This is a genomic window from Methanosarcina mazei S-6 (assembly GCF_000970205.1).
Lineage (GTDB): Archaea > Halobacteriota > Methanosarcinia > Methanosarcinales > Methanosarcinaceae > Methanosarcina > Methanosarcina mazei.
Genome location: NZ_CP009512.1, coordinates 3,708,018 through 3,721,133 on the forward strand (window position 1 = coordinate 3,708,018; position 13,116 = coordinate 3,721,133).

7 protein-coding genes are annotated in these 13,116 nt (G+C 39.3%); 1 reads left to right on the forward strand and 6 read right to left on the reverse strand.

What is annotated here, in order from left to right; all coding sequences use genetic code 11:
- Positions 1–15 precede the first annotated feature (15 nt).
- Positions 16–798 carry a class I SAM-dependent methyltransferase gene (locus tag MSMAS_RS15965; protein ID WP_155395389.1) on the reverse strand — a complete coding sequence of 261 codons (783 nt, stop codon included), beginning with the start codon at positions 796–798 and terminating at the stop codon, positions 16–18.
- A 405-nt stretch (positions 799–1,203) separates the two neighbouring features.
- The gene (locus tag MSMAS_RS15970) at positions 1,204–3,750 is read right to left on the reverse strand and encodes a PocR ligand-binding domain-containing protein (protein ID WP_048046800.1); all 2,547 of its coding nucleotides are present in this window, start codon (positions 3,748–3,750) and stop codon (positions 1,204–1,206) included.
- Positions 3,751–4,425: 675 nt separating this feature from the next.
- Here MSMAS_RS15970 and MSMAS_RS15975 point away from each other — a divergent pair.
- Positions 4,426–5,436 (forward strand): hypothetical protein, encoded by a 1,011-nt coding sequence (locus MSMAS_RS15975; protein WP_011033613.1) that lies wholly within the window; start codon positions 4,426–4,428, stop codon positions 5,434–5,436.
- A gap of 183 nt (positions 5,437–5,619) precedes the next feature.
- Here MSMAS_RS15975 and MSMAS_RS15980 read toward each other — a convergent pair whose 3' ends face one another.
- From MSMAS_RS15980 to MSMAS_RS15995, 4 genes are all read right to left on the reverse strand, one after another.
- Complete coding sequence (locus MSMAS_RS15980; protein ID WP_011033612.1) at positions 5,620–7,116, reverse strand: type I restriction-modification system subunit M; 1,497 nt, start codon at positions 7,114–7,116, stop codon at positions 5,620–5,622.
- A 201-nt stretch (positions 7,117–7,317) separates the two neighbouring features.
- The gene (locus MSMAS_RS15985) at positions 7,318–8,796 is read right to left on the reverse strand and encodes an RNA-binding domain-containing protein (RefSeq protein WP_048046802.1); all 1,479 of its coding nucleotides are present in this window, start codon (positions 8,794–8,796) and stop codon (positions 7,318–7,320) included.
- 5 nt (positions 8,797–8,801) lie between these two features.
- The gene (locus MSMAS_RS15990; protein ID WP_080503043.1) at positions 8,802–10,226 is read right to left on the reverse strand and encodes a restriction endonuclease subunit S; all 1,425 of its coding nucleotides are present in this window, start codon (positions 10,224–10,226) and stop codon (positions 8,802–8,804) included.
- Between the two features lie 47 nt (positions 10,227–10,273).
- Positions 10,274–13,078 carry a TrlF family AAA-like ATPase gene (locus MSMAS_RS15995; RefSeq protein ID WP_011033609.1) on the reverse strand — a complete coding sequence of 935 codons (2,805 nt, stop codon included), beginning with the start codon at positions 13,076–13,078 and terminating at the stop codon, positions 10,274–10,276.
- Positions 13,079–13,116 lie beyond the last annotated feature (38 nt).

A 13,116-nucleotide genomic window follows, 5' to 3' on the forward strand; every position in this document is an offset into this window, starting at 1 on the left:
CTTTGTAATTTATGCTTACCGTTTAATCAGAGCGATATGTATGGACCCCCAGAGTATGCCCTTCATGTCGAGAAAAATATGTGTGTTATGATCTCTGGTCACAGGATATTTTATAGCACCTTTCAGATCATCCGTATCTGTGCTGAAATTGACAGGAAACAAAGGCTTCATATTCGTAGATGTCAGGAGATATTTTTCCAGTTCTTCACAGGTGAACATTTCGGAAAATATTTTGTAACGTCGAAGGAGATGATTGGGAAACCTGCCATACTTTTCGCGAGACCTGTAAAGTTTTTCCAGTTCATTTCCTGCGTAAATTTCAGTTGCAATACTGGCGATTCCGCCGGGTTTTAACACTCTTTCAATCTCTTTCATACACTTCACAGCTGCCTCTTTTCCTCCGAAGTGTTCAATCGAAGAGTAGCTGAATACGGCATCGAAAGTATTGTCTTCAAAATTAATGTCAGTGCCGCTCATAACCTGTACCCCGAGCCTTCTGCGGTTAAACTTACCTGGAGAAAAATGCTCAGGACCCGTTAACATGCTCGAATCTGCTTCCTTCCACCTCCCTGAAGTTATCGTATACAGATCAGTGCAGAAAACATATTTTGCATGGTTTGTCAGATAAAAAACAGGTGCTTCGCTGCCGCTACCTATCCCCAGGATAACTGAGCCACTATCCAGCTTGCCTGTCTTTTTCAGTGAGAGCATTCCAATAGCCCATTCCCAATGTTTCCGATGGCGGTTTTTGAGCTTGACATCCTCTCCAGTTCCGGGATGAAGAATGTCCCGCATCATCTCTAATAATTCCGGATCGTTCCAGTCTGCCGTCGAACAAATCTTATTAAAGTTCTTCATGAAATTCCGACCTGTGATGTAATCCAGTCACTTATAATTCAGTAACTTGTAGATAACATGCTTGAATTATATAAAGAGTTTGCACTGGATCAAACTCCAGCTCGTCACAGGCGCAATAAGAAAAGATGTTGTAGCTCGTCATATATTGTAACTCGTCACTATATTTGTAACTCGTTACTATATTGTAGTCCGTTACTGTATTGTAGTTCATCACAAACATAATAAAAAGGTAATATAAAACTCGGTATAAACGGATCTGGAAGAATTTATTGCTAGATTTGGGAATTCAACAGGATTCCGAAATTAAAATCTCAGCAAATCAAATTTCCTTTTTTCGTTAGTTCTTTATTTCCTGAACCAGATAGTGAATTTTGTCCCGTGAACCCTTTTGAGATCTATACAGCCGCCTACCTGTTCAACAAGAATATTTACAAGCTGGAGCCCGAGAGAATCTGAATTTGTAAAATCTATCTCTTCGGGAATACCTCTTCCGTTATCTTCTACGGCAAGTATGTAATGGAAGCTGTCTTTTTCATAAAAGCAGGGACCCGATGAAATATCATAGTTTGAAAATCTCTCTTTTTTGCAGAAACTTATGTGAATTTCACCTGCTTCTCCGGAAGGGAAAGCGTGTTTTAATGAATTTGATACCAGTTCGTTAACGATAATGCCAAGAGGAATTGCCGTATCAATATCAAGATGGATCTTCTCAAGGTCAAGCTTCAGGCTGACACCGCTGTTCCTGAGGCTATATAAGTCAAACAGGTCTGAAGTCAGATTCTGGATATAATCTGCAAAGTCGAGGGTGTCCAGTTCGTTTCCTTTATAGAGCTCTTCGTGAATCAGAGCCATTGAAGCTACCCGGTTCTGGCTTTCCCGGAAAGATTCAAGGATTTTTGCATCACTGAATTTTTCAGATTCAAGACTTAAGAGGGAAGAGATTACCTGCAGGTTATTCTTGATTCTGTGATGGATTTCTTTTATATGGGTTTCCTGTATTTTTTCCAGGGCTTCTTCAGCTTTCTTTCTCTCCGTGATATCCTGGATGATTCCCTTGGACCTAACAGGGGTATTATTCCGGTCAAAAATGAGTTCTTTTTCTGCATGGACTGTGCGTTCTTCCCCGTTATCCCTTATGATCCTGTAATCAATTCCATAGCGTTTCCCGGTAAAACTATTCCGGATAATGCCATCCACAAAATCCCGGTCATCCGGGTGAATGTAATTCAAAAGCTCTTCATAATTTGCAGCGCTTTTTTGAGGGTCACGCCCGAAAATGTTGAAAAGTTCATCAGACCAGTGCACTTTGCCGGTTACAAGGTCCCAGTCCCAGTTTCCAATATGTGCCATTTTTTGAGCTTCAGAGAGACTTATCTCATTTTCCTTCAATGATTCATAAGCACTCTCAAGCTGGACAGTCCTCTCTTCAACCAGTTTTTCTAAATTATCATGTGCTTTCTTCAGGGCATCCTCTGCTTTTTTAAGTTCCGTAACATCACGCGCAGCAGCAAAGACCCCTATAACCTCTCCGGACTCGTCCCTGTAAACTGAAGCATTATACAGAACCTGGGTTACACGTCCGTCTTTATGCTGGATCTCAAGAGGATAATCCTTTACAAACCCTTTCAAAAATACATGCTGATAACCTTTTTTGGCTCTTTCAGGCTCAGTAAAATAGTCTGAGAAGTCCGTGCCTATGAGTTCGTCCCTTGAATAGCCGGTAACAGTTTCAGTGGAATTATTAACATCAGTTATCTTCCCGTCCTGGCCGATAGTGACAAGCGGATCAGGACTGGCTTCAATCAAACTCCGGTTATAAATATTTGAGATCCTAAGAGCTTCTTCAACTTTTTTGCGTTCGGTGATGTCCTGTGTGATACCGAAACCGCCGGTTACCCCTCCGTTTCTGTCAAACTCAAGATATGCTTTTTCACGTACCCACTTAATTTTATTACCTACTACAATTCTGTGTTCGATGTCATATGGTTTCCCTCCCAGCCCCTCCTTCCATTTCCTATCGACATATTCCCTGTCGTCCGAATAGACAGTTGAAAGAAAAAACTCATATGTCAGAGGAGTTCCTTTTGGTATGTCGAAAATACGGTGGGTTTCGTCAGACCATATCAATTCATTTTTACGCACATCAAGACGCCAGCTTCCGATATTTCCAACTGCCTGGGCGCGGTCCAGGTCTTCCCTGTTTTTCTGCAGTTCATTTACCAGGTTATTGCGTTCCATCAACGCCATGGAAAGCCTGATGTTGCTGTAACTCAGCTCGGAAAGCATGTTGGCAAACCCCATAAGGAAAGCCATGCCTGTATTCACAGCCTCTCTGCTCAGGCGCGGCACTTTATCAAGAGCTGCTATATATTCCTCTTCATTAAAGCCATATTTTCTGGCTTGAGACCGGAAAAGTCCGTAGTCCAGAGGTTCATCCTCAAAAAAGAACTGCCCTGAAAAGATATTGCCTATATGATGACCGCCTACCATAATCGGGGTCACTATGTCCCACATATTGTTCCTGCACCTGTACATCTTAAACTTCCCTGGAGAAACTCCCGAAGATAGCATGATGTCACTTGCTATGCAGTGCTTGCATGTCTCAGGGTGAACCCTGTGAAACCTGGTGCAGATATCCTGCCAGCCAACGCCTATCAGAACATTTCCTTTAAGATCGTTTAAGCCTATGGGAATGTTAGTGAGTTTGTAGAAATTGTCCATTAAAGGCTCAATAGCATGGACATTGATAATTTCAGTCAGCTCAAGGTCCTCTACCTTCTGAGAAGGTGAAAGACTGTCCTCCAGCTTCTGCCTGAAATACTGTTCACTCTGGTCCGGAGTTTCCTCAACACGTTTTATATCTATGCCAGAATTTTTCAGGTTCTCTTTCATTTCATATCTTCCCCGATCTTGAAGGGTTCACCCTGTCTATCGCAGCCAGCAACAGAACCCGGTTATCTATTTTCCAGGTAGATAGTATCTGTTTGCGGTTATCACCTATATAATTTATAAGTTTTTATATAAAAATAACATTTGATTTTATTCAACAGCTGCCAATTTAGAAGTTGTCCAGTAAGTTGTGTATGCTTTTAGAACCGCAATAAAAACAGAATCATTTATAAAGTTTAAAAAAACAGGAAAAAAGAATAAATAGGCTTTAATTTTTGTAACAGGGTTATTATTGCCTTAACCGCCTCTCATTCTTAAAGCAATTTTTAATATTGAATTGAGGCCTGCAATTAGAACTCATAATAAAATTAGTATATAATTAAAGGTTGGAAAATATTTTATTCGCAAAATTATATAATTGCTTAGCCTCTTTATTAATTTATCACATAATTAGCCGGCCAAAGAGCCCGGATCTGGATTAATGTGACTTTAGTAATAGATGATTCAGATGTAATTACAGAATATTACAGAACCTGATATTACAGAATAATGTAGGACCCGAAAAATACAGAATAATGTAGGACCCGAAAAATACAGAATATTATAGAACCCGAAAAATATCCAGAGTATATAAACTGTATATTAATTTGAAAAAGAAAGATAACTGGGGGAAAATAAATGGGAAATAAGGGGAAGCTATGTTCAATAGCTTTAGCTTCATCAGTCCTGGTTTTTGTTTTTTTGGTTTTGATCTCAGCCGCAGCTTCCGCGGCTCAAATTACGAAAATCGGAACCGGATACGACCCTGCTGTTTATGGTGATAAGGTGGTGTGGACAAACGGGGTCGTTATTCATCTATACGACCTGACAAACAGAACAGGCATCAGGTTTAGCTCTTCCGGGGCATCCAGTCCGGATATTTATGAAAACAAAATAGTGTGGCATGATGAAAGTATTGGAACTCCAAGGATTGCTGTTTACGATATTCCGACAGCCACGAAAAGTTACATCACGCAGGAAGTAGACCAGTACAGCAGACCTGCTATTTATGACAACAGAATTGTCTGGAGCGCAAACGATAGCGTGTATCTGAGGGACATATCCAATTCCACACAGGAAAAAATAGGAAATGGCACCAATCCCGACATATATGGCACCAAGGTAGTGTATTACTCATATTCAGAAGACCCGGAAGCGGATATAACTATCAGGATGTATGACATTGACACCGGGGAAAGAAAAACTGTCGTTTCATACGGAGACCCAAACATACCGCGCATATGGGACACGAGGGTCATCTGGTCTGACGTATATAATCATCAGGGATATATTGCGATGTATGATATATTAACAGAGAATATCACAGACGTTACACACCCACTTGACACCGACCCGGATGGAAATGAATACGGCGCCAGCACAGGGACACATGTTTCCATACAGGATGATAAAATTGTATACAATAAATGTGTTGATGATTATGAAGGCAAACCCGGGGTGTACCTGTATAACATATCTGCAGGACAAAGCACACTGATATACGGTTATCCTGAAGAAGTTTATACAACACCGGAAGTGTACAATAATACTATTGTATGGGGACTGGACAGGAACTATGTTGATGGTACGTCTGGCAATGATATCTATTTATGCGACCTCGCAGCCGGACCGGAAATCTCACAAACATAAGTGGTGACGGCAGGTGGTGGATATCCACCACAACATTTTATTGAAAATCACAACATTTTGTTGAAAACCACAACATTTTATTGAAAAATGAATTCCGGATCTGGCGATGATAAAAAGAATATCAGAGCATTTTTAATCTTCAGACATATTGATCTTTTCCTTCAGGCAGATGAGGAATTTATTTTAATTCTCTTCACTTTCTCCGTTGATCGTGGCCATAATCTCCTTGAAACTTGCCAGTGAAGCTTCCATATTCTCAATTATCTCGTTTGCAAGAATATCCGGGTCAGGGAGATTGTCGAGGTCAGCAAGGCTTTTGTCCTTGAGCCAGAAAATGTCCAGATTTGTTTTGTCCCTTGCTATTATTTCGTCATAGCTGAACTTCCTGAACCTGCCCTCGGGAGATTCTTCACTCCAGGTCTCTTTCCGATTGAAGCGGTTTTCCGGGTTGTAGCATCTGATAAAATCTTCGAGGTCGGAATACTTCAGAGGGTTCTTTTTCAATGTGTGGTGCACATTTGTGCGGTAGTCGTAGATCCACACTTCTTTTGTCCAGGGCTCTTTTGATGCGGGTTTTGCTTCAAAGAAAAGCACATTTGCTTTTACGCCGTTTGCATAGAAGATGCCTGTCGGCAGGCGCAGGATTGTGTGCAGGTCTGTGGTTTCGAGAAGCTTCTTGCGAATGGTCTCTCCTGCTCCGCCTTCAAAGAGAACGTTGTCAGGAAGAACGACTGCTGCCTGCCCACCGGTCTTGAGGATCGTGTGGATGTGCTGCAAAAAGTTGAGCTGCTTGTTGCTTGTGGTTGTCCAGAAGTCCTGGCGGTTGTAAGTGAGTTCTTCTTTTTCCTGCTCGCCTTCTTCGTTTGTGAAGGTCATGCTGCTCTTTTTTCCGAAAGGCGGGTTTGTGAGGATGTAATCGTAACGGTAACCTGGATCTGCTATGAGAGCATCGGAATTGGAAATCATTGGTTCCCCGTCTATTTCCCCGATGTTGTGCAGGAACATGTTCATCAGGGCAAGCCGTCTTGTCCCTGCGACGATTTCATTGCCCCCGAAAGTTTTGTTTTTCAGGAAGCGGCTCTGGTCCCTGTCCAGCCGGTGGTGCGAGGTAAGGAAGTCGTAAGCTGCCAGAAAAAACCCGCCTGTGCCGCAGCAGGGGTCTCCGATTGTTTTCATGGGTTCGGGCTGGAGGCACTGCACCATAACCTTAATAAGAGGCCTGGGAGTGAAGTACTGCCCGGCTCCGCTTTTCGTGTCTTCGGCATTCTTTTGCAGGAGCCCTTCGTAGATTTCCCCTTTTGTGTCCACACCCATCATGACCCAGCTTTCCTTGTCGATCATATCAATGATCTTGTAGAGCATGGCAGGGTCGCTGACCTTGTTCTGGGATTTGAGGAAGATCTGCCCGAGCATCCCGGGCTTTTGCCCAAGCTCTTCGAGAAGCTCCCTGTAATGGGTATCGAGTTCTGCCCCTCGCTGCTGTTTCAATCTGTCCCACGTGTATTCTTCGGGGATGCCGATATTTCTGTTGTAGGGCGGCTTCCTGTATTCTTCCGCCATTTTAAGGAATATGAGGTAGGTCAACTGTTCCAGATAATCTCCGTAGCTCACGCCCCCGTCCCTGAGGACGTTGCAGAAGCTCCAGACTTTGGAAACGATGGATGAGGTGTTTTCAGACATGATTTGGATCCTTGAGATGAGAGTAATATTTTTGTTTTTGCTTCCTTAAGAAAATTTATTTTCAATATCTATTGCCATCTTGCGCGGTAACTTGCTCGGTGACTTGCGGGGTAGCTTGCTCGGTGACTTGCGGGGTAGCTTGCGCGGTAGCTTGCTGGGTAGCCTGCTGGGTAGCCCTTTACCATCCAAGATAATGTTTTATTATGACTTCTCCTTCAATTTTTGTTTCATTTTACTAGTCAAGTAATAACCGCCAATCAGTGTTGCTTTATCACGAAAATCTATTAAGTTTGCTTCCCTTAATTGTTTTATATATCTTTCAATGCTACTTCTAGGTATTTTAGTAATGACAACATAATCAGGAACTTTTTTACCTTCATTTTCAGCTATCGCTTTTAAAAGAATGGCAAGTTTATCTTTGACTTTTTTAGTTGCTCCCTCAATTGCTCCCTCAATTGCTCCCTCAATTGCTCCCTCAATTGCTCCCTCAATTGCTCCCTCAATTTTCTCTCCAGCAACAGGAATGATCATCTTGAAAACATTTCCTTCAATAAACTGAGGGCTGCCACCGTCAGCATATTCTTTGATAAATCGATTTACATTTAAAATCCCGGAACCGAGTTCATCTACTCTCCCAAGTTGCATGAAGAATTTGATAATAGTGGGATTTTTTGGGAACGGAGCAAAACGTTCTGGATCTATAGGGCCTTCTCCATGTGGATTATTGGCGTTTTCAGTTTCAACCCTGTCCGAATAGATTATGAATGTGCAGGGGTAAGCATTCATATATTCTCTATGGACTATCAAATTTGCAGCAATTTCTCGAAATATTTTATTCCGAAGACTTACTCGCTGATCTCCTTCCATGTAAAATTTATCGGGCAAGTGTTTGCCAACAAAAGTCATTAATTGTTCATAGGCTTCGATCAGGTTTGTCTGGATATATTCTCTGTCATCGTAACGATAAATATCTTCGATACGGACAAGAGCATCAATTTTAAAAAATGGAAGCAACTGCTGGATAACTTCATCCTTTCCCAGCAACAAAGCTGCTGCAAGGGTATAACCTTCCTGTGTACTGTTTATATCCCGTTTCCACAGCCCTGCTTTTTCTAACATTTGTTGATCGGTAAGAGCCAGCCAGGGATGGTTGGGATTGTTACTTCTTATAAGGTTTCTGACTTTTGGGAACAGGTCGACTTTGAAATCTTCAAAGCGCAGTCCGGGATAAATAATACCTTCGGTGTAATGCATTCTTTTACGGTTATATATCTCTGCTATTTGTTGCGGTTGTGTAACTCTGAAATCCCCGTCATTGCTGCGGTTAAACACTATGCCGGAGGTTTTGTGTACCTGTGAGCTGGAAGGAACCTGAATGTGGATGAGCCATTTGCCATCAATTTCATACGTTTGCGGAAATAATATGAATGGAGGATCCAGTTTCTGCGGATTATTTGAAAGGTTGACCAGATTGCTGATCATCGTTTCCATCTTTGCATGTTCAACTCCGGCTACAGTGCCATCGTCACTAACTCCCAAAACTATGTCTCCCCCGTCATGGTTGAGCATGGAACAGATTGTCTCAAATAAATTTCCGGGTAAAGCTGTCCGTGCCTCTTTGAATTCAAGACGGATACCTTCCTTCTCTTTAAGCAGCCTTTTCAACCTTTCCAGACCCATATTCCTCACTTCTTTCCATTCTGCGCCTTTTCAGCTTTTATTCTTTCCAGCAAAACCTCAGCCGGCTCCCAATCCTCTGCCCCGCGAACCTCTGCCAGTTCCCTTTCATTAAGCAGCTTCCCCTCAAACGCTTTTTTCAAAATACTCTGCCTGAGTGCTTCGGCTTTTTCCAGATTTGTTTCAATATCCTGCTCTATCTTATCGCAGATTGAAAGGCGGGTTTCGATTTCCTGAACAATGGTTTGCTGTTCGGGAAGAGAACAGAGAGGAAATGGATAATTCCCAAGCTTTTCACCGTTTATATTTGATTGATTAACACCATCAGTTTTTACGGAATTACCATGAACTTTTGCGATATGACAATTCAAAAAGTAGTTCAAATAATCTGCCACTGCTAATTCTGAAAGTTGATTTATTCTTATTAGATAGCCAGCAAAAATAGCAGGTTTTTCACCTTTATATATAGCTGTTTTACCAACTAATTCGGGACTATTAGTACGATTGAAAAGAACATCATCTTTACTTAATAAATATTTTTCAATTTCGGTCTTATCACTTGTATAAACTAGATCACTCCAATCAAACCTTCCGTTTTGAATATTTCCCATGCGCAATACAGCAACATCACCTGATTCTTTTGATTTCGCAGATGTTCCATATTCTACGCCAAGTGTAAGATTTCCAATTTTTACCCAATTCCACTCTTTTGGCAACCTGTTCAAATCTTCCAATTCATCCTCAGTGAAAGGTTTAACCTGTTTCAATTTTTTGCCGGCTTTTTTTGCAGCTTTCTCTTTTTCCTTTCTGATTTGCTCCAGCAACCCCCCTGCATCCGGCAAATCCGTCTGCTGCTCCCGCCATTTTTTCGTAAGCTCCCCTTCAAATGCTTTTTTCAGCACTGCCTGCCTATATACTTTAAGCTGTTCCTTTGCCAGTTTGAGGTTGGCAATGCCGTTTTCCAGTTCGCTGAAGAGCTGCTCGATTTTTGAGACTATGGCGCGTTGTTCGGGAAGAGGGCAAATTGTTACTTCCAAGTTTTTAAGAATTGTCTGGCTAATGTTAGGTTGTGCCCCACCAATTGCTTCTTTAATCAAGTCCTGCTTTCTATGGAAAAACAAATAATACAAAAACTTTGATTCAAAAATTCCATTTTTAAAAATTGCACATACAGCTTGATTTGTTGCAGCATCAACACCCAAAAACGCAAGTTTTCCAATTGTAGCACCATATAAAGCAACCAGCAATGTATCTTTGGGAATGATTTTTGCACTTGATTTTTTAATCGCCTCTTCTGAAATATATTCCTCAGTTTCAAAAATTGTATTATAATTGAGTTCACCCGACTTTACCCATGGAATATTTCCCTCGTAAAACGAAGGGTTCTTTCTACTTGGAGTACCACCACTGGTAGTTTGGCAAACCTCACCCAGCTAGGAACAGATCCAATGAGAAGGTAACATTCTTTCGCTTTCAGTCATTATATGTTCACAAATCCGTATTTTTTCTCTCTCATCGTAAATGCAGGCTTGCCACCCTCAAGAATTTTACATATCTGCTCTTTTATGGCTGGATTTTCAATTGCTCCCGATTCATAACTTAAAACTTCATCTTCATTTTTTGCCACAATTACTTGTTCAGCGTCAGCGTTCACAACTAAATTGGCGTTATGTGTTACAATAATCACTTGTCTATATTTTTTAATTTTTTTGAAAATTGGCACTAAAGAATTCATGATAAAATCATTATCCAGATCATCTTCTGGTTGATCGAAAACAAAAGGTTTTATAAAAGGATCTGTAGCAAGCTTTAAACATACATAGAAAGTGCCTCTCATCCCCACTGAAAGATGGCTTATCTCTTTTCCTTTATAAGTAGAGTTTGTTTGTACATTCCAATATTTCCTTCTATTTTTCTCTAAAAGAAGTATCCTTAAGAATTCTCTTTTACCGTCTTTGCTAAATAAATCAGAATCTAATAACTCTGCCAAATTTAGAAGAACATTATCCACATTGACAACTTTTTCACCTTTCAATAATTTTAATAGATCGTTTTGCTCTCTAATTTGGAAAGTCTCCTCAAGTCTTTCATTCTGTGTTTGAGACTGTGTTCCTCGAAACTTGCGAAGATTTAGGCAATGATGTCCGTATATTTGAGCGAAAAACTCTTTTGAGTCAAATATTTCGAGAGCTTTTACCTGAATATCATTCAACAGCTCCTCAGTTATGTTTTTTTGTTCAGAATTCCAATATTTTTTTCCATTTTTTAACTGCGTCCATCTATCATCAATATATGTAATGCGTTTATGATGAGATTGTAGGATTAAATCAGCTAGCTTGCTTAGTTTTGAAAATTTGTTATTAATTTCTTCAATTTTAAAATGTATCTCATTAATTTTATTTTTATAATTATTAATTTCACTTTGATAAATTTCTATTTGTTCTAACAATGATGTGACATCTATTTTAATTCCGGCATTTTTAAATTTAGTATCAATTTTTAAATTTTTTTGATATAGCTCTTCAACTTTTTTATCTTTCTCTTGTATATAATTCCTAAAACGATAAATTTGAATAGAAATATTCAAAAATGGAATTTTATCTTCTTGGATATCAATATCTTCATTTAACTTTTCAATTTCAATATCCATTCTATTCTGGAAATATTCCATTTCAGATAAAATCTGTTGTACTTTTTTAACGTTTCCTGTAATGTTGTTAATTTCATTGAGATTCTCAATGTATTGATTAATCAATTGACGATTTTCATTAGTAGTAATAGTTTCAATTAAATCTACCTTCTCTTTTTTCTTTCTTTGATTAAATTCAATCGAGTTAAGCAGATTACCCTCATTGTCTACATAGTTCAACCAATCTTTTATAACAAAAATTTCGTTGATTAATCGCTCAACCTCAGGTTCTGTTAGATTTAATGGATCCTCTTCTATGGGCAAATTGAGAAGTTTTTTTATCTCGTTATCCAATATCGCAGGATTCTTTGGATCAACTATTTCCTTAACCTCTCCTTGGTAAATATGTAAATAGTCTAGGTTATTTTTATCATCAATATGGTATTCAATATTCTCTCCATCTGGTTTCTGATATGTAACTATGAAATTATCTTTGTTAATTAAAATATCTTTAGAGCGTTCGTTCATATTTGTTTTGTTGAAAGTTTTGGCAATAGCATCTAGAAGCACACTTTTGCCTGTACCTCTACCACCAACAATTGTAACAAGATTAGAGTTTAGCGGTAGTACAGTTCCACTAAATTTAACACTACTATTAATGAAAACATTAGTAGTTTTAATCCTGATCTCCGAAAAAAAAGGCTTTTCATACCTCTTTTTTGGGTTCTCTTCGTCAATCCAAATACGTTCAAACTTTTCAAAAACTACCTGCCGTAATCCTTCAAACGTAGGATTAGCTTTAATCCAATTGAAACAGTTCCCGATCCTATCCTTTTTTCGAGTATTATGAGAAAAAGTATGAGCGTCACTACAGTCAAGGAGCAAATAATTCACTCCTTGTTCCTTTAGTTTTTCTTTTGCTTTAATATAATGTTCAACAGATTCTGCAGATGTAAATACTAGATGAGCATCATTGATGGTATTCTTTTTTTCTGAGATTGAACCTTCCGACCATTGGAGTAGATCCCATTCTGTTTTGCCAATTGCTATTAAATATTTATCTTTAAAATAATGCCGCTTTTTCAATACTTTTAATATTTCTTTCTCGTTAAGATTAAGGTTATTAAATCCTTCAATTAAGTCTGATCCATAACTGGATAATTGATCTTTAGGAACAGTGGCTTTTATTTTGCTTCCGAGATCTTCTAAACTCTTTCTAGTAATACTCCCATTCCATAATTCAGGGTCAAGGCCGGGAGTTAATGTGTAAGATTGCTCTAGAGCGTTTAGAAACTGACTTTTAATTGTCTCTACGTTAAGTTCATCTGAAAATATAACGTGCATGTTAATTCTTTTGGTGTTACGAAATTCAACTCCAGCAAATTTTTGGATTCTAAACTCAACGACAGGTAATATTAGTTTTATATTGGGTAATCGACCATTAATTTCTTTTTCATGTTTAATCCTTTCATAACCATCAAGAAATAGATAATCATTGATCCCTAGAACTTTGAAATCTTCTGGTAATGATTCGAGATCTGTTAGGAATTCTTCCCAAACATCTGCTGAATTTCCGTAACCATTAATAATTGATTCAGGTGTATGGATGTGTAAATCCCATTTTGCCCATTCTGAACCTCTTGGATATTCTATCATAAGTCTCTCACCATTCTCACGCAGTCATAATCAATCTA